Here is an 18,124-nt window from a genome sequence, read left to right as displayed (position 1 = left end):
CACCTGGCGACGTTCACGGGGCGGTTTCCTCAGTAGACGAAGCGGGCGACCGCCTGGCGGAGGTCGTCGGACATCCGGGCGAGGTCGGCCGCGGCGCGCTGGGCCTGGCCGACGCCGGTGGCGGTGAGTTCCGCGGCCTGGGCCACGCCGCTGATGCTCTGGCTGATCTGGGACGAGCCGGTCGCCGCCTGGGTGACGTTGCGGCTGATCTCGCCGGTGGTGGCGGTCTGCTCCTCGACCGCCGACGCGACGGCCGTGGAGAACGCGGAGATGTTCTCGATGACCTCGACGATCCGCTCGATCGCACGCGCCGCCGTACCGCTGTCGGTCTGGATGGCCTCGACCTGCAGCGAGATCTCGCTGGTCGCCCGGGCGGTCTCCTGGGCCAGGTCCTTGACCTCGCTGGCGACCACCGCGAAGCCCTTGCCCGCCTCGCCGGCCCGCGCCGACTCGATGGTGGCGTTGAGCGCGAGGAGGTTGGTCTGCTCGGCGATCGCCGTGATCATTTTGACCACGTTGCCGATCTCGGAGCTGGACGCGGTCAGCTGGTCCACCGCCTGGTTCACCGATTCGGCGATGCCGGTGGCGTCCTGGGCGACCCGGGCCGCGTCGGTGGCGCGGCCGGCGATCTCGCTGATCGACGCGCCCATCTCCTCGCTGCTGGCGGCGACCGTGTGGATGTTCGCGGTGACGTCGCCGGCGGTGGCGGACGCGTGCTGGGCCTCGCGGCTGGTCTCCTCGGCGCCGGCGGCGATCCGGTTGCTGATCGTGGACAGCTCGCCGGACGCCTCGGCCAGGGTGTTGCCGCTGCGGCTGACCAGCGAGATGGTGTCGCGGAGTTCGGCGGTGGCCCGGTCGAGGGCGCGGGCCATGGCGCCGATCTCGTCGTGGCTCTGCACGTCGGCCGACGCGGTGAGGTCGCCGCGGCCCACCGCTTCCAGCACCTTGACGACCTTGGCGGTGGACCGGCTGGCGAGCCGCGCGATGGCCAGGCCGAGCGCGACCGAGAGGACCAGGCCGAGGGCCAGGAAGATCAGGGTGTTGCGCCGGGTGGTGTCGTAGGCGGCCCGGGACGCCGCGTTGTCGAGTTCCGCGGCGATGGTCTCGATCTCCACGAGGTTCTGCAGGGCCACGCTGACCTTCAGGAAGGCCGGGTTGGCCTCGCTGTCCCGGGCCACCGCGAAGGCCGCGTCGTCGTTCGCCCGGGCGGCGGCCAGGAGCTTGCCGTCACGCACCGCACGGTACGCCGCGATGCCGTCCGTGAGCAGCGTGATGTTCTGCTCCCGGCCGCCGCCGGCCGCCATCGCCCGGTACGCGGTCAGCGCCCGGTCGAACGCCTTGTCGTTGGTCTCGATGCTCGCGATGAACTGGTCGCGGGTGTTCGCCGAGCTGGACATCGCGCTGTCCAGCACGTCGGTGCGCATGCTCAGCGCGGCCTGCTCGAGGGCCCGCAGTTCGGCCAGCGACAGCACGTTCTCCCGGTAGATCCGGTCGGAGGTCGCCTGCATCTGGCTCATGCTGGCCAGTGCCGTGGCGCCGATGCCGACCGCCACCGTGGCACCCAGCGCCACGACGATCAGGAACTTCGTGCGCAACCGCCGGTCGGCCAGCCATCGGGTGACCGGGTGACCGCGGCGACGCGGAGCGGGGGTTCCGGTGTCTCTGGGCGGCTCGGTCATCGTTGTTCTCGCAGTCGTCATCGTGGGTGTGCAGGGGCCTCTCTGCATGATCGACCGGATTCGGGAGTGAGTGAGCGTTTCGCCGGAAATCTCCTCAGGTTCTGGAACGACTAGCCGAAGGGAAGTCCGGCCGTCCTCCGGGGCCGGCCGTCGGCAGGCCGCGCCGGCCGCGGAACGAGGAATTGGTGGTACGACATGCGCTCATCCCACTGGTTGCGGCGGGCCGCGGCCGGACTGGCCGCCTCGGCCCTGCTGGGCCCGCTGGCCGCCTGCGGCGCGGCCGGGGACGAGGCGGGTGGCGGGGTACGCGTCTGGGCGCTGGAGGACCCGCAGAACGCGCCGATCATCCAGCTCGGGATCGACCAGTTCAACCAGACCGCGACGACGCGGGCGGAACTCGCCACGTTCCCGAACGCCTGGTACGGCCTGAAGCTGGACTCGTCGCTGGGCGCGCTCAACTCCCCCGACGTCTTCTTCAACTGGGGTGGCGGCAACCTCGCGCAGTTCACCGCGGACAACCAGGTCGCCGACCTGGACGCGGCCCTGGCCGAGAACCGGGCGGTCGCCGACGCGTTCCTGCCGAGCGTGCTGGAGGTCGGCAAGGTCGGCGGCAAGCAGTACGGGCTGCCGATGAACGGCATCCAGCCGGTGGTGCTCTTCTACAACAAGACCGTCTTCACCGCGGCCGGGGTCGAGCCGCCGAAGACCTACGACGACCTGCTCAGCCTGGTGGACACGTTCAAGGACCGGGACATCATCCCGATCGCGCTGCCCGGCACGCAGAGCTGGACTCTGCTGATGTGGCTGGAGTATCTGCTGGACCGGGTCGGCGGGCCGGACAAGTTCGCCGCCATCGCGGCCGGCAAGCCCGGCGCCTGGTCCGACCCGGCCGTGCTCAAGGCCCTGACCCTGTGCCGGGAACTGGCCGAGAGCGGCGCCTTCGGCCCCGAGTTCGCCTCCATCAACTACGACAGCGCCGGCGCGCCCCGGCTGCTCGCCACCGGCAAGGCGGCCATGCTGCTGATGGGCAGCTGGGAGTACTCGAGCCAGCTCAGCAACAACCCGGACTTCGTGACCAGCGGCAACCTGGGCTTCACGGCGTTCCCGGTGGTGACCGGCGGTGCCGGCCAACCGGACAGCGTGGTGGGCAATCCCAGCAACTACTTCTCCGTCTGGGCCGGCGGGCGGCACACCGACGCCGCCATCGAACTGCTGATGAAGACGCTCACCTCGGACGCGTACACCGACGCGCTGGTGGAGTCGGGCCAGGTGCCGGCGATCAACGGCGTGGACGCCAAGCTGGCCGGCACGCCGAACGCCGAGTTCTCCACCTTCACCTACCGCCTGGTGGAGAACGCCTCGTCGTTCACCCAGTCCTGGGACCAGGCCCTGTCCGCGGAGGTGAGCGCCGCGATGCTGAGCAACCTGACCAAGCTCTTCCTGGCGCAGATCACGCCGGAGCAGTACGTGACCGCGATGGCCGCGGTGGGCTAGGCGACCGGAGCGCCACCGCGGCGATGACCTCGGCCAGGTCGGCGGGACGGGACAGGAACGGCGAGTGCGACGTGTCCAGCTCGAACACCCGGGTGGGCTGCGCCGAGACGGCGTCGATCTCCGTGACGAACCGGCGCTGCAGCGCCTCGGGGACGACCCGGTCCCGGGTGCACACGACGTACGTGTGCGGCACCGAGCCGTAGCGGGCGGCGGTCACCGGAACGGGGTCCTGCGCGATGCCGAGCGGCCCGTCCGGGCTGAGCAGCGAGATCGCCGCCTCGGCGGTCGGCCGGTCGACGTCGTGGTAGAACGCGTCCCGGACGGCGTCCCGCCCGGCCCGGCCGCCGGTGTCCTGGCGCAGCGCGCCCACCAGGGCGGGGTCCGCCGCCATCAGCGGGGTGACCCGCTCGCCGGCGTTCTCCGGCTCGCCGAGGTAGTACCCGGCCGGCGGGCCGCTCACCGGTGCGAACGCGGACACGTACACCAGGCCGGCCACGAGGTCCGGGGCTCGTTCGGTGGCGGCGGTCGCCACCACGCCGCCCATGCTGTGCGCCACGACCAGGCACGGGCGGCCACCGCCGATCCGGCGCAGCTGCCCGACCAGGGTCTCGGCGGCCGACGCGGCGGTCACGTCGGCGAGCGGCGCCGGTTCGGCCGCGTAGGCGCCCCGGTCGAACGGCCGCGCCCAGCGCGCCTCCGGCGACCGGTGCTTGAGGCCGTGCCCGTCCAGGTCGACGGCGACGGCGGGAACGCCCCGGGCGGCGAGCTGCTCGACGACCGGGGTCCAGCACCAGCTTCCGTGCCACAGACCGTGCACGAGAACCACAGGGGTACGCATCTTCGACTGCCTCATTCGGGGACGGCGATCAGGTCCCCCGGACCGTACGGGCGGCCGGCGCCGGTAGCCACGCACCACCGATACGTGGTTACGCCCGCACCTGGTCGATGAGCGCCGCGAGCCGCCGCCCGGTGCCGGTCTCCGGGGCCGGGCGCAGGATGAGCAGCCGCTGGCGGGACTGCGGCGTGGTCACCACCGTGCACTCCAGGTCCAGGCGGCCGACCCGGTCGTCCTCGACGACCTTGCCGGCACAGTGCAGCGCGCCGACCCGGTGCTCGTCCCACATGGCAGAAAACTCGGCACTGGCCGTGCGCAGCGCCGCGACCAGCTCGGTGGCGGCCGGGTCGTGGTCCCGCTGGGCGACGACCGCGCGCAGGTCGGCCACGTACGCGTGACCGGTGTCGGGGTGTTGCGACGACGGCTCCAGCACGTAGCGCCAGCGCGGGCAGGTGAACCAGCGCCAGATCAGGTTGTCCTCCCGGCCCGCGAGCCCGGTGAACCGGCCGAAGAGCGCGACGTTGAGGTCGTTCTGGGCCAGGACGGTGCCCAGGTCGTCGGAGATGAACGCGGGCGTCGCCGGCCCGCAGGCGCGCAGGACCGCCAGCAGGCCGGGGTCCGGGCGCTCCAGATCACCGGGCGGCGCCGGCGCGGCCTGTCCGGCGAGCCGGTACAGATACTCGCGTTCCCCGGCGGTGAGCCGCAGGGCACCGGCCAGGCCGGCCAGCATCGGCGCCGACGGCCGCGGGCCCCGGCCCTGCTCCAGCCGTTCGTAGTAGACGGTCGACATGTGGGCCAGCATGGCCACCTCGTCGCGGCGCAGGCCGGGGGTCCGCCGCCGGGTGCCGAACGGCAGGCCGGCCGCGGCGGGTGACAGCGCCTCGCGGCGGCGGCGCAGGAAGTCGGCGAGGTCGCCGCGACGGGTCAGCGGGGCGGTGGTCACCGCCGGATCGTCGCATGCCGCCGCCAGGCAGTGCGGTGCCGAGCACCTGACCGGCCCGGGCCCGCGTCCCCGCGCCGGCCCGCCTGGTCAGGCGCCGCCGGTGAACAGCAGCCGGTTCGGTGTGCCGGCGCCGGCGTCGGTGATCCGGTTGGTCACCGCGTTGTTCAGCACCGTCGTGGCGAGCTGCGCCGGGGTGGCGGACGGGCTGCGCTGCAGCAGGCCGGCCACCGCGCCGGTGACGTGCGGCGCGGCCATCGAGGTCCCGGTCAGCACGTCGGTGTCGGTGTTGCTGGCGATTCCGGCAGAGGTGATGTCGGAGCCCGGCGCGAACAGGTCCACGCAGGTGCCGAAGTTGGAACTGGGCGCGCGCTCGTCGGCCCGGCCCGCGTTCGCCACGGTGAGCGCGGTTCCGGCCCGCCCGGGCGAGGTCTGGCACGCGTCCGAGGTGCTGTTGCCGGCGGCCACCACCACCGGGATGCCCGCGCCGACCGCCGCGGCCACGGCGGCGTCGGCCGGTTCGTACGGGCCGCCCTCGATGCTCATGTTGATCACCGCGGGGCGGACCGCGTTGTCCACCGCCCACTGGATTCCGGCGATCACCCAGCTCCACTGGCCGACGTTCGAGCAGTCGAGCACCCGCACCGCGCGGAGCCGGACCTCCTTGGCGACGCCGAACGTGGTGCCGCCGACCGTGCCCGCCACGTGGCTGCCGTGGCCGTTGCAGTCGTTGCCGTTCTCGCCGTCGCCGACCAGGTCGGTACCGACCGCGGCCCGGCCGCCGAAGTCCTGGTGGGTGACGCGGATGCCGCTGTCCACGACGTACGCGGTGACGCCGGCCCCGGTGTTCGTGTAGGTGTAGGAGCTGTCCAGCGGCAGGGCCCGCTGGTCGATGCGGTCGAGCCCCCAGGACGGCGGGTCGGGTTGCACGACGCTCCCCCGGACCCAGAGGTCCTGCGCCACGTACGCCACCGCGGGATCCGCACTGAGCAGGGCGGCGTCGGCGGGCGCCATCCGGGTGGCGAAGCCGTTGATCAGCGGCAGGTCCCGGGTCACCGTGCCCCGGTGGTCCGACGCCAGCCGGCCGGTGGTGTCCCGGTCCACCCGCGTCTCCGGCTTCAGCACCACGACGTAGCTGTCCGGGACGCCGTCCGCGGCGGCCGGCCGGAACGCGCCGGCCGCGGTGGACTCCGCGGCCGGCATGGCGTTCGCCGGGGCCGCCGCCAGGACGACCGCGCCGGTGGTCAGCGCTCCCATGATGAGGCGTTGCAACCTCGACCTCATGAACGCGTACCCCTCTTCCCTGCCGTCCATCCATACATGTTGATTCAACAATCTAAACATGTACGACGAAAAGCGCTCGGCCGAGGGTCGCCCGGAGGGCGTCCGGTCAGGTCCGGAGGACCCCGCTCTGCGCGCCGGCCACGGCGGGTGTCGAGGGCACCACGATCCGGTACGCGGACCGCGCCCGCAGGCCGGACAGCGTGAACGTCGCCGCCGCCCGGTACGTCAGCACCGTGACCCAGTGCCCGCCGTCGAGCCGCTGGACCTGCACGGTCTGCCCCGCGGTACCGCCGATCGCCGCGGTCGCCGAGTACCGGCCGCTCTTGCGCAGCTGCACCGCCGCCCGGGGCGTGTAGGTGTAGGTCTTGGACGTCACCGCGTTCGACGTCGCGGTCGCGGTGACCATCAGCCGGACCTGGTACCAGGCGGTGGTGGCCCGGGTGTACCGGAACGTGCCGGCGCTCGACGTGGTGCCCGGTACGCACTCGAACGCCCGGTTCCAGAGCGCGGTGCAGATCGACACCGGGCGCCCCGCCCACTTCGTCCCCTGCGCGGTGACCGTGAACGTGGTGCTGGTCGCCGCGCCGTACGGCACCACCTGCGACACCGCCGTGGACGTCACCACCGGGGTCACCTTCGCCGGCGCACTCGTCGGCGGCTTCGTCGTCGGCGCCGGAGTGGTCGGCACCGGAGTCGTCGGCACCGGGGTGGTCGGCACCGCGCTGGTCGGCGGCACGGTGGCCGGCGGCGTGGTGGTGGGGACCGCGGTGCTCGGCGTGACGCCCGGCGTCGCGGCCGGAGTGCTGGCCGACGGCGTGGCGGAGGCCGGTGCGACCGAGGCGAGCGCGGCGGCCGGGTTGATCCGCCCGTGGCCGAAGTCGGAGTCGCGGCCGGCGGCGCCGAGGTCGGTGGCGGTACCGGTCAACGCCAGCTCGACCTGGTCCGGGGTCAGCCCCGGCCGGTACGCCGCCACCAGTGCGGCCGCCGCGGCGACGTGCGGAGCGGCCATCGACGTGCCGTTGTAGTAGGCGTACCCCGCGCTCGGGACCGTGCTGAGGATGCTGCTGCCCGGCGCCGCCACGTCGACGTAGCTGCCCCGGTTCGAGAACGAGCTGTACGCGTCGTTCTCGTCGGTGGACGCCACCGCGACCACACCCGCATCGGCGGCCGGCCAGAGCGTCGGGCTGCCGCTGGCCCGGTAGTTGCCGGCCGCGGCGACCACCACCACGCCCTTGCTGCGGGCATAGCCGATCGCGTTGCTGACCGACGTCACCTGCACGGTGGAGCCGAGCGACATGTTGATGACCTGGGCGCCCTGGTCGGCGGCGTAGACGATGCCCGTCGCCACGTCGGACATCACGCCGACCCCGGACGCGTCCAGGGTCCGGATCGGCAGGATCCGCACGTCCGGCGCGATCGCCGAGACGCCGGCACCGTTGCCGGTACGGGCCGCGATGGTGCCGGCGACATGGGTGCCGTGACCGTTCGGGTCGGTGCTGACCCCGGACGTGTCGGCGACCAGGTCGATGCCGGGCAGCACCTGGCCGGCGAGGTCCGGGTGGCTGGCCTGGACGCCGCTGTCGATGACCGCGACCGTGACGCCCGCGCCGGTGGACCGCTGCCAGGCCGTCGCGACGTTCAGCTTGGTGAAGTCCCACTGCAGGCTGCGGTACGGGTCGGTACCGTCCGGCACGGCCATCAGGGTGACCGGGGCGTCGATCTCGACCGCGACGGCACGGTGCGCCTGCTGGCCGGCCCGGACCAGACGCTCCGCCTCGGCGCGGTCGGTGGCCCGGCCGACCGAGACCACGGGACGGCCGTCGTCGTCCAGGACCGTACTGACCACGCTCACCGGTTCGGCGGTACTGATCTCGGTGGGCAGCAGACGGCCCGGGTCCTCGGTCAGCCCGGCGGTCACCGGCGTCCAGGAATCACCGGCGTCGCGCGGACCGGACGACGCCACGGCGGCGCCGGCGATCAGCGTTCCGGCGGCGAGTACGCCGGCCGCGTACCGGTGCATGGGGGTTTTCATCTGACGGCCGCCTCCCCGGGCCGGCGCGGGGGAGGCGACGGCACGACTGGTCACAATTACGGATCAGAGTCGGCCCGCCACGGTGCCGGACGGGGCGCCGCCCGGTTGCGACCTGGTTGCGGCGGCCCCGCCGGGCGTGGCACCCGCCGTGCGCAGCGTTGTGAAACGTTTTAGCACCGCATGGCGGTGCGGCCGGTCCAGCCGCCTTGCCGAGATCGCCTCGCCGGAACACCACCGCGCGAGCCACCACCCCACCCGCGCCCACCGGGCGCCCGCGAAGACGGAAGTCGATCACGCCGACCCGCCGACACCCGGCTGAAACGATCCATGGGCGGGCAGGAAACGGTTGACCAGAGACCGCCATCGATGCAAACTGCAGGAAAGCGCTTTCCTACCGAGAGGAGGGTCGCGTGAGTGCACTCGGCGAGTTCCGACGGCTCGGCACCACCAGGAGCGGCCCGCGGCGGAAGCGTGACAACAAGGCCGCGTACCTCTTCCTGCTGCCCTGGTTCGGGGGTCTGCTGCTGATCACGGCGGGACCGGTGGTGGCGTCCTTCGTCCTCGGGTTCACCGACTACAACCTGATCCAGCCGCCCGAGTTCAACGGGCTGGCGAACGTCCGCCGGATGGTCGCCGACGAGCGCCTCCATCAGGCCCTCGGCGTCACGTTCGGCTACGTCCTCGGGTCCGTGCCGCTGCAACTGGCCGCGGCGCTGGCGCTGGCCATGCTGCTGGACCGGGGACTGCGCGGACTGGCGTTCTACCGGTCCGCGTTCTATCTGCCGTCGCTACTCGGCTCGAGCGTCGCGATCGCGGTGCTGTGGCGGCAGATCTTCGGCGCCGAGGGACTGTTCAACCGGGCGCTCGACCTGGTCGGGGTGTCCGGCCGCGGGTGGATCTCCGACCCGGACACCGCGCTGTCGACGCTGATCGTGCTGAACGTGTGGACGTTCGGCGCGCCGATGGTCATCTTCCTGGCGGGACTGCGGCAGATCCCGGCCATGTACTACGAGGCCGCGTCCGTGGACGGCGCGAACCGGTGGACGCAGTTCCGCCGGATCACCCTGCCGCTGCTGTCGCCGATCATCTTCTTCAACGTGGTGCTGCAGATCATCCACGCCTTCCAGTCGTTCACCCAGGCCTTCGTCGTCTCCGGCGGCACCGGCGGGCCGTCGGACTCCACGCTGTTCTACACGCTCTACCTCTACCAGCGGGGATTCCACAACTTCGACATGGGGTACGCCTCCGCACTCGCCTGGCTGCTCCTGCTGATCATCGCCGGGTTCACCGCGCTGAACTTCTGGGCCGCCAAGCGTTGGGTCTTCTACGATGACTGACCTCACCGAACGCACCGTCCCGGTGGTGACCACCGGTGATCCGCCGCCGCCCCGGTTCCGCGTGCCGGCGCCGGTCCGCTCGATCGCCCGGCACGCCGCGCTCAGCCTGCTGGCGCTGGTCATGCTGTACCCGGTGATCTGGATGGTGGTCAGCTCGCTGCGGCCCGACGCCGAGATCTTCCGGTCGCCCGGCATCGTGCTGGACAGCCTGCGGGTCGCCAACTACGGCACCGGGTGGAACGCGCTCACCTCGCCGTTCGGCCACTATCTGGTCAACTCGGCGATCGTCGTGCTGGGCTGCATCATCGGCAACCTGGTGTCCTGCTCGATGGCCGCCTACGCGTTCGCCCGGCTGGAGTTCACCGGCCGGCGGCTGTTCTTCGCGCTCATGCTCGGCACCATCATGCTGCCGATCCACGTGATCATCGTGCCGCAGTACATCATGTTCTCGCAGCTCGGCTGGGTGAACACGTTCCTGCCGCTGATCGTGCCGAAGCTGCTCGCCACGGACGCGTTCTTCGTCTTCCTGATGGTCCAGTTCATCCGGGGGCTGCCCCGGGACCTGGACGAGGCGGCCCGCATCGACGGCGCCGGGCATCCCCGCATCTTCCTGCGGGTGATCCTGCCGCTGATGCTGCCGGCGCTCGCCACCACGACGATCTTCACGTTCATCTGGACCTGGAACGACTTCTTCAGCCAGCTGATCTATCTGACCGATCCCGAGATGTACACCGTGCCCGTCGCACTGCGCTCCTTCGTGGACTCGACGGTCGCCACCTCGTGGGGCGCCATGTTCGCGATGAGCGTGGTCTCCCTGCTGCCGATCTTCCTCGCGTTCCTGGTCGGCCAGCGATACCTGATCAAGGGCATCGCCACCACCGGCATCAAGTAGGCGTTCTCCCCTCCCCCCTCGGAAGGACACAGCGATGCACACTCCCCTGACCAGGCGGTCCGTTCTCGCGCTGGCGATCGGCGCCGGAGCCGGAGCGGCGCTCGCGGCCTGTGGCGGCGGCGGAGGCGACGCGGGCGGTGACATCTCCGGCGACCCGGTGACCCTGCGCTTCACCTGGTGGGGCTCGGACGCCCGGCACAAGCGCACCCAGCAGGTCATCGACCTGTTCACCAAGGCGAACCCGACCATCACGGTGAAGGGCGAGTTCAAGGAGTGGAACGGCTACTGGGACAGCCTGGCCACCACGGTCGCCGCCAACGACGCACCGGACATCATCCAGATGGACGAGCTGTACCTCTCCTCGTACGCCGAGCGCGGCGCCCTGCTCGACCTCGGCACCGCCGCGAAGCACCTGAGCACGGCGGACTTCGACGCCGGCGCGCTGGACACCGGCAAGGTCGACGGCAAGCAGTACGCGATCCCGACCGGGCTGGCCGCGTACGCCATCGTGGTCAACACCGACCTGCTGAGCCGTTACCGGGTGGCGCTGCCGGACGACGCCACCTGGACCTGGGACGACCTGAAGCGGGTGGGCGCGCAGGTCTCGAAGGCCGGCGGCGGCACGGTCACCGGCGTACAGTCCTGGGGCTTCGACTCCGGCGGCGTCAACATCTGGGCCCGGCAGGCCGGCGCCTCGCTGTACGACGACGAGGGCAACGTGGCGGTCCCGCCGGCCGTGCTGGCGAGTTTCTGGCAGTACCTGCTGGATCTCACCAAGCAGGGCATCGCGCCGCCGCCGTCGGTCACCGTCGAACGGGCCGGCGGTGCCCTGGACCAGTCCGGCACCGCCACCAACACCTCGGCGTTCGGCACCTGGTGGAACACCCAGCTCACCTCGCTGGCCGAGGCGAGCGGGCAGAACCTCAAGCTGCTCCGCCAGCCCGGCGAGGCGCGGGCCGCGACGCCCGGCGCCTACTACAAGCCGTCCATGTTCTGGTCGGTCTCGGCGCGGTCGGCGCACCCCGCGGAGGCGGCGCTGTTCGTCAACTTCCTGGCCAACGCCCCGGAGGCCGGCGAGGTGCTGCTCACCGACCGCGGCGTGCCGGCGAACACCAGGGTGCGGGCCGCGATCACGCCGAAGCTGACCGCCACCGACAAGGCCGCCGCCGAGTACCTGGGTGCGCTGAAGACCGGCCCGGCGCCCCGGGTCACGCCGAAGGGCGCCAGCGGCATCGAGGCGATCCTCAAGCGGCACACCGAGGGGGTGCTCTTCGAACGGCAGACTCCGCAGCAGGCCGCGGCGGCCTTCATCAAGGAGCTGCAGGCCGAGATCGACGCCGCCTGAGCATGGCCGGCACCCGATACCGCGCGGCGGTGCTCGGCGGCACACCCCTGATTTGCACATCCCGGAAGCGGAGGAGACCCGATGAGTTCTCGCACGGCGTACGTCGCCGCGGTCAGCGCCGCGGCGCTCGTTCTCACCGGACTGCCGGCACCCGCCGGGGCGGACGGGCGGCCCGGCATCCGGCTGGAACGCCTGGACCGCGGCCTGGTCGCGGCCACCACCACCGACGGCGTGTTCCTGAGCTGGCGGCTGCTCGGGCACGAGGTGTCCGGGGCGTCGGCGACCGGCGTGACCGGCGCGGACTTCCACGTGTACCGGAACGGCCGACGGATCGCCACGGTCACCGCCAGCACCAACTACCTCGACCGGTCGGCGTCCGGGTCGCCGGCGTACCGGGTGGCGGCGGTGGTCCGCGGTGCCGAGGTGGACCGCAGCGCGGCCGTCTCGCCCTGGCCCGCGGGCCACTACGACCTGCCGTTGCGGAAGCCGCCGGACGGCGTCACCCCGGCCGGCGAGACGTACACGTACACGGCCAACGACCTGAGCGTCGGCGACGTGGACGGCGACGGCCGGTACGAGTACGTGGTCAAGTGGGACCCGTCCAACTCCAAGGACGTCTCCCAGGTGGGCTACACCGGCACCGTCTACCTCGACACCTACGAGCTGGACGGCACCCTGCGGCACCGCATCGACCTGGGCGTCAACATCCGCGCCGGAGCGCACTACACGCAGTTCCTGGTCTACGACTTCGACGGCGACGGCCGCGCCGAGATCATGCTCAAGACCGCGCCGGGGACCAGGGTGAACGGCCGCTACGTCACCATGCCCGAGGCCGACGTGCGGGCCGGTTACCGGCACACCGACGACTACCGGCTGGACGCCGCCGGATACTACGACCACGTGGTGCGGATGTTCCTCGGCTGGCACCGGCATCCCGAGGTCGTCGCCGGCAACTGGCCGGCCACGCTGGAGGCGGCGTTCGGCATCGCGCCGGCGTACCGGTATCCGTTGCGCCGCGCGGACGCCGAAGCGCTCGCCGACCACTTCATGGACGTGTACGCACCGGCGCGCAGCGCCCGGAACAACCTGCGCGCGTTCGAGGGTTTCATCCTGGACGGCCCGGAGTACCTGACCGTGTTCGAGGGGGCGACCGGCCGGGAACTCCAGACGGTCCGGTACCGGCCGGGCCGGCACGACGACGGCCTCCGGTGGGGCGACTACGCGATGGCCCGGATCGAACCGGGCAACCGGGTCGACCGGTTCCTGGCCGGCGTCGCGTACCTGGACGGCCGCCACCCGTCCGCGGTATTCGCCCGCGGCTACTACACCCGCTCCACGCTGGTCGCGTACCGCTGGACCGGTCGCCGGATCGTCGAGGACTGGTCCGTGGACAGCGGCTGGACGCCGATGACGAACCCGTTCAACGACGCACCGCACGGGCGGGACGGCACCGACCCCGAGTTCGGCACGCTCACCACCCAGGGCTTCCACTCGCTCAGCGCCGCCGACGTGGACGGCGACGGGCGTCAGGAGATCGTGTACGGCGCCGCCACCATCGACCACGACGGCAGCCTGCTCTACTCGTCGTTCGGGACCCTGCCGGAGGACAGCGCCGCGCCGGGGCAGCACGTGCGGCTCGGCCACGGCGACGCCATGCACGTCACCGACATCGACCCGGACCGCCCCGGCCTGGAGATCTTCACCGTGCACGAGGGCGCCACGTCCGCCCCGTACGGCATGGCGATGCGCGACGCGGCGACCGGCGAGGTGCTCTTCGGTACGTACTCCGGCCGCGACACCGGCCGCGGGATGATCGGCGACGTGCTGCCGGAGGTGCGCGGCCTCGAGGCGTGGGCCAGCATGCCCGGCGGTTCCGAGGCGCTCGGCCTGCACACCGCGACCGGTCAGGTGACGCCCGGCCCGATCCCGGGCACGAACCAGAGCATCCGGTGGGCCGCCGACCTCACCACGCAGATCGTCAACGGCGCCCAGGACGCCACCCCGACCGTCGACGACTGGCGGCGCGGCACGGTGCTGACGGCCGAGGGCACCCGGACCAACAACGGCACGAAGGGCAATCCGGGCCTGGTCGCGGACGTCCTCGGCGACTGGCGGGAGGAACTGCTGGTGCGCACGGTGGACAGCACCGCGGTCCGGATCTACCTGAGCACGGAGGTGACGGCGCACAAGCTGTACACGTTGATGCACGACCCGCAGTACCGGGTGGAGGTGGCGCGGCAGCAGACCACCTACAACCAGCCGTCATACCCCGGCTTTCATCTCGCGTCGGACACCGACTGGTCGCGCGTGGGCCCCGTGTTGCGGAATCCGTAACTTGCTCGACACTCGGAGTTGATGCGTGACCCGGGTCACCGCGAGGTTCGGAAGCCGGTTCCGACGCCCGTCCGCCCGGGGCGAGAGGAGCCACCGTGAATGTCTCCGATCCGCGGCCGCCGGCCCGGCCGGGCCGGCGTTCCGTGCTCAAGGCAGCGGCCCTCGGCGCGGTCGCGGCGCCGGTCCTCTCCGCCTGCGGCGGTGACGGCGACGGCACCCGGCTGCGGTTCTACCAGAGCAAGCCGGAAGTGCTCGGCTACTTCGACCAGATCATCGAGGACTTCCACCGGCGGCAGTCCGGCATCGAGGTCAAGCACGACGCGACCGGCAGCCTGGTGGCCTCCTTCGTCCGCGACGCACCGTTCGACCTGGTGTGCGTGAACTACAACCTGGACGAGTCCGGGACGTTCGTCGGCCGTGGCGTGCTCTCCGACCTGGCCGGGCTGCCCGAGGCCGGGCGCATCGACCCGAACGTGCAGGCGCTGGTCGGCCAGTACGCCTCCTACCGCGACGAGACCAGCGTCCTGCCCTACTCGGTCACGGCCGCCGGGGTGATCTACAACAAGGACCTGTTCGCCCAGCACGGGGTCGGCGTGCCCACCACCTGGACCGAACTGATCCGGGCCTGCGAGACGTTCCGGTCCCGGTCGGTCATCCCGGTCTACGGGACCTACCAGGCACCCTGGACGATCTCCCAGGGCCTGTTCGACTACCTCGTCGGCGGCACGCTGGACGTGGCGGACTTCTTCGCCCGCCTCAAGGCCCAGGGCACCGACGTCGGACCGGACTCCGAGGTGAGCTTCCAGCGCACGTTCGCGCCCGCGGTGGAGAAGATGCTGCAGCTCGGGTCGTACGCGAACCCCGACGCCGCGTCCCGCGACTACCCGGACGGCAACGCCGCCTTCGCACAGGGCAAGGTGGCCATGTACCTGCAGGGCCCGTGGGCGATCGGGGAGATCACCAAGGCCAATCCGAGGGTACGGATGGGCACGTTCGCCCTGCCCGCGACGGACCGGCCGGCGGACCGCAAGGCGCGCGTCAACATCGACCTCTCGTTGTGGATTCCGCGCGGCGCCGCCGAACCGGAAGCCGCCAGGCAGTTTCTGTCGTACCTCATGACGCCCGCGGTGATGGACAAGTACAACGCCGAGAACCTGGCCTTCTCACCGGTCCGGAACGCGCCGGCGGTGACCGACGAGCGCATCGTCGACCTCGAGCCGTACGTCCGCGAGGCCCGCTTCTACCAGGGCGCGGGCACCTACATCCCGGGCATCATCCCGCTCACCAACTACCTGCAGGAGCTGGTCTTCACCGGCGACGGCGACCGCTTCCTCGGCAAGCTCGACAACGACTGGCGCCGCCTCGCCGTGCGGTCCCTCTGACCCGAAGGAGACCTGGATGACCGCCCCGCCGCCGGTCGCGCCCCGGCCACCGCGCCGCGTCGACAAGACCTTCTACGCCATGCTGCTGCCCGTCGTCCTGCTGTTCACGCTGTTCATCACGGTGCCCGCGGTGGTCGGGATGTTCTACAGCATCACCAACTACGTGGGGTACGGCGACTGGGAGTTCGTCGGGCTGACCAACTACATCGCGATCTTCAGCGATCCCCGGATCCTCAGCTCGTACGGATTCACGCTGGGCTTCTCGGTGGTGACCGTGATCGTGGTCAACGTCGTCGCGCTGGCCCTCGCACTCGGCCTGAGCGCGAAGATCAAGCTGAAGACCGCCCTGCGCGGGGTCTTCTTCATCCCGATGGTGATCTCCGGCATCGTCATCGCCTACGTCTTCAACTATCTGTTCTCGACGTCGCTGCCGACGATCGCGGCGCGGCTGGGCATCGAATCGCTGGAGTCGAGCATCCTGGCCGACGAACGGTTCGCCTGGATCGCGGTCGTCATCGTCACCGCCTGGCAGGCGATCCCGGGCGCGATGATCATCTATCTGGCCGGGCTGCTCGCCATCCCCGGCGAGGTCTACGAGGCCGCGTCCATCGACGGAGCCCGGCCGTGGCGGCAGTTCCGCAGCATCACGCTCCCGCTGATGCTCGGATACGTCGTGATCAACACGATTCTCGGCTTCAAGGGCTTCCTCAACGCGTACGACATCATCGTCGGCCTGACCAACGGCGGCCCGGGCACCTCGACGTTCAGCGTGGCCATGACGATCTTCACCGGATTCACCAGCGGCGACTACGCGTACCAGATGGCCAACGCCGTGCTGTTCTTCGTGATCACCGTCCTGATCTCCGTGATGCAGCTGCGGCTGATCCAACGCCGAGGAGTGTCGCTCTGATGGCCACCACGCTGCCCGGCACCACGTCCGCGGGGCCGTCCCGGGCGCAGGAGAAGAACGCACCGGAGCCCGGCGGCCGGCGACGGTCCGGCTGGGGGCTGACCGTCCTCATCGTGCTCGCCTCCCTCGCCGTGCTCCTGCCGCTGTACTTCACGGTCGCGATGGCGCTGAAGTCGTCGGAGGAGGCGGCGACCGGCAGCGGGTTCAGCTGGCCGTGGCCGATGCGGTTCGACAACTTCGCCACCGCGTGGGAGATGACCGCCTTCCCGCGGGCGTTCGCCATCTCGCTGGCGGTCACCGTGGCCACCGTCGCGGGCCTGGTGACGCTCGCCTCGTGCGCGGCGTACGCGATCGCCCGGAACTGGGAACGCAAGCTGTTCCGCTGGTCGTACTTCTATCTCCTCGCGGCGATGTTCATCCCGTTCCCGGTGATCGCGCTGCCCCAGATCAAGCTGGTGTCGATCGTCAACCTGGACAACCCGGCCGGCGTGGCGATCCTGCACATCCTGTTCGGCCTGTCCTTCAACGTGCTGCTCTACACCGCCTTCCTCCGGTCCATCCCGTACGAGCTGGAGGAGAGCGCGCGCCTCGACGGCGCCAGCACCTGGCAGGTGTTCTGGCGGCTGATCTTCCCGCTGCTGGCGCCGATGAACGCGACCGTCGGCATCTTCGCGTTCCTGGCGTCCTGGAACGACTTCATGATGCCGTCGCTGATCACGTCCGACCCGGCCATGCAGACCATCCCGGTGGTGCAGAGCATCTTCCAGTCGCAGTTCAGCGCGAACTACAACGTGGCCTTCGCGTCGTACCTGATGGCCATGGCACCGACCGTGCTGGCCTATCTGTTCGCGCAGCGCTGGGTGATGACCGGGGTGACCCGGGGAGCGATCAAGTGAAACCTCTGCGGGACGCCGGCCCCCGGCCGCAAGCTGACGGCTGAGCCCGGGGCCGGCGCGGCGAGTCAGCTCGCGGTACAGGTCGGCGTCAACGTCCCACTGGTTCCCGTGCCCTGGAAGCCGAACTCCACCACCTGGCCGGCGTTGAGCCGGCCGTTGTGCGACACGTTCGAGAACTGGAGGGCACCGCTGGTGCCGGACCGGTTCGCGTTCCAGGAGTTGGTGACGGTCGCACCGGCCGGCAACGTGAGCCCGACGTTCCACCCGCTGATCGCCGACGGTCCGGCGGTGACCCTGACCGTGGCCACGAATCCCCCGGTCCACGCGTTCACCGACGTCGTCGCGCTGCAGCCGGCGCCCGTCGGCGGGTTGCTCGGCGGCGTGCTGGTCGGCGGCTCACTCGGCGGGTTGCTGGTCGGCGGGTTGCTCGGTGGGTTGCTGGTGGGCGGGTCGCTCGGCGGGTTGCTGGTGGTCAGCGTCGGGGTCTGCCAGTCCCGCCAGCTCGCCAGGTTCCCGGTGGCCTTGCTGTGTATCCGGATCGTCCCGGCCGCGTTCCCGCTGCGCAACAGGTACTTCTGAAGGTGCTGCTGCAACAACGGCCGCCACTCCGCCCGGCTCGCGCAATGCGTCCCGTCCGACACATCGGAGTGATACGTGATGTTCGCACCGGCACCCAACGCCCGGTACACCTCCGCACCACCCAACGCCGCCACACTCGCCGACCGCGGCCCCAGATTCGCGATATGCGGATTGTCCATCACGAA

The 18,124-nt window shown here is 71.2% G+C and carries 14 protein-coding genes; 8 read left to right on the top strand and 6 right to left on the bottom strand.

The window, feature by feature from the left end; translation table 11 throughout:
* Positions 1-29: 29 nt before the first annotated feature.
* Positions 30-1,679 (bottom strand): methyl-accepting chemotaxis protein, encoded by a 1,650-nt coding sequence (locus LDL48_RS15025; protein WP_225255725.1) that lies wholly within the window; start codon positions 1,677-1,679, stop codon positions 30-32.
* Positions 1,680-1,874: 195 nt separating this feature from the next.
* Between LDL48_RS15025 and LDL48_RS15020 the strand changes: the two genes are divergently transcribed.
* Positions 1,875-3,173: an extracellular solute-binding protein gene (locus tag LDL48_RS15020; protein ID WP_225255724.1), complete on the top strand. Its 1,299-nt coding sequence runs from the start codon at positions 1,875-1,877 to the stop codon at positions 3,171-3,173.
* Here LDL48_RS15020 and LDL48_RS15015 read toward each other — a convergent pair.
* The 4 genes from LDL48_RS15015 to LDL48_RS15000 form a co-directional block, all read right to left on the bottom strand.
* Positions 3,130-4,011 carry an alpha/beta fold hydrolase gene (locus tag LDL48_RS15015; RefSeq protein WP_225255723.1) on the bottom strand — a complete coding sequence of 294 codons (882 nt, stop codon included), beginning with the start codon at positions 4,009-4,011 and terminating at the stop codon, positions 3,130-3,132. The two genes, LDL48_RS15020 and LDL48_RS15015, sit on opposite strands and share 44 nt — an antisense overlap.
* A gap of 88 nt (positions 4,012-4,099) precedes the next feature.
* Positions 4,100-4,951 (bottom strand): helix-turn-helix transcriptional regulator, encoded by an 852-nt coding sequence (locus LDL48_RS15010; RefSeq protein WP_225255722.1) that lies wholly within the window; start codon positions 4,949-4,951, stop codon positions 4,100-4,102.
* Between the two features lie 87 nt (positions 4,952-5,038).
* On the bottom strand, positions 5,039-6,262 hold the full coding sequence (locus LDL48_RS15005) for a S8 family peptidase (RefSeq protein ID WP_225255721.1): 1,224 nt from the start codon (positions 6,260-6,262) through the stop codon (positions 5,039-5,041).
* Between the two features lie 76 nt (positions 6,263-6,338).
* The gene (locus tag LDL48_RS15000) at positions 6,339-8,264 is read right to left on the bottom strand and encodes a S8 family serine peptidase (protein WP_225255720.1); all 1,926 of its coding nucleotides are present in this window, start codon (positions 8,262-8,264) and stop codon (positions 6,339-6,341) included.
* Positions 8,265-8,674: 410 nt separating this feature from the next.
* Between LDL48_RS15000 and LDL48_RS14995 the strand changes: the two genes are divergently transcribed.
* From LDL48_RS14995 to LDL48_RS14965, 7 genes are all read left to right on the top strand, one after another.
* Positions 8,675-9,601, top strand: a complete 927-nt coding sequence (locus tag LDL48_RS14995; protein WP_225255719.1) for a carbohydrate ABC transporter permease — start codon at positions 8,675-8,677, stop codon at positions 9,599-9,601.
* Positions 9,594-10,493, top strand: a complete 900-nt coding sequence (locus LDL48_RS14990; RefSeq protein ID WP_225255718.1) for a carbohydrate ABC transporter permease — start codon at positions 9,594-9,596, stop codon at positions 10,491-10,493. Before LDL48_RS14995 ends, LDL48_RS14990 begins: the two co-directional genes overlap by 8 nt.
* Positions 10,494-10,527: 34 nt before the next feature.
* Positions 10,528-11,838, top strand: a complete 1,311-nt coding sequence (locus tag LDL48_RS14985) for an ABC transporter substrate-binding protein (protein ID WP_225255717.1) — start codon at positions 10,528-10,530, stop codon at positions 11,836-11,838.
* An 81-nt stretch (positions 11,839-11,919) separates the two neighbouring features.
* Positions 11,920-14,172, top strand: a complete 2,253-nt coding sequence (locus tag LDL48_RS14980) for a rhamnogalacturonan lyase (protein WP_225255716.1) — start codon at positions 11,920-11,922, stop codon at positions 14,170-14,172.
* 95 nt (positions 14,173-14,267) lie between these two features.
* Positions 14,268-15,554 (top strand): ABC transporter substrate-binding protein, encoded by a 1,287-nt coding sequence (locus LDL48_RS14975; RefSeq protein ID WP_225255715.1) that lies wholly within the window; start codon positions 14,268-14,270, stop codon positions 15,552-15,554.
* A 16-nt stretch (positions 15,555-15,570) separates the two neighbouring features.
* The gene (locus LDL48_RS14970; RefSeq protein WP_225255714.1) at positions 15,571-16,464 is read left to right on the top strand and encodes a carbohydrate ABC transporter permease; all 894 of its coding nucleotides are present in this window, start codon (positions 15,571-15,573) and stop codon (positions 16,462-16,464) included.
* Entirely contained in the window at positions 16,464-17,360 is an 897-nt protein-coding gene (locus LDL48_RS14965) for a carbohydrate ABC transporter permease (RefSeq protein ID WP_225255713.1), read from the top strand. Before LDL48_RS14970 ends, LDL48_RS14965 begins: the two co-directional genes overlap by 1 nt.
* Before the next feature lie 65 nt (positions 17,361-17,425).
* On the opposite strand, the gene LDL48_RS14960 is transcribed toward LDL48_RS14965, so the two are convergent.
* Positions 17,426-18,118 (bottom strand): cellulose binding domain-containing protein, encoded by a 693-nt coding sequence (locus LDL48_RS14960; protein ID WP_225255952.1) that lies wholly within the window; start codon positions 18,116-18,118, stop codon positions 17,426-17,428.
* Positions 18,119-18,124: the final 6 nt, after the last annotated feature.

Source organism: Jidongwangia harbinensis (genome assembly GCF_020216025.1).
GTDB lineage: Bacteria > Actinomycetota > Actinomycetes > Mycobacteriales > Micromonosporaceae > Actinoplanes > Actinoplanes harbinensis.
Note: the sequence above shows the minus strand (reverse complement) of the source record. Positions and strands in the feature narration are given on the sequence as shown.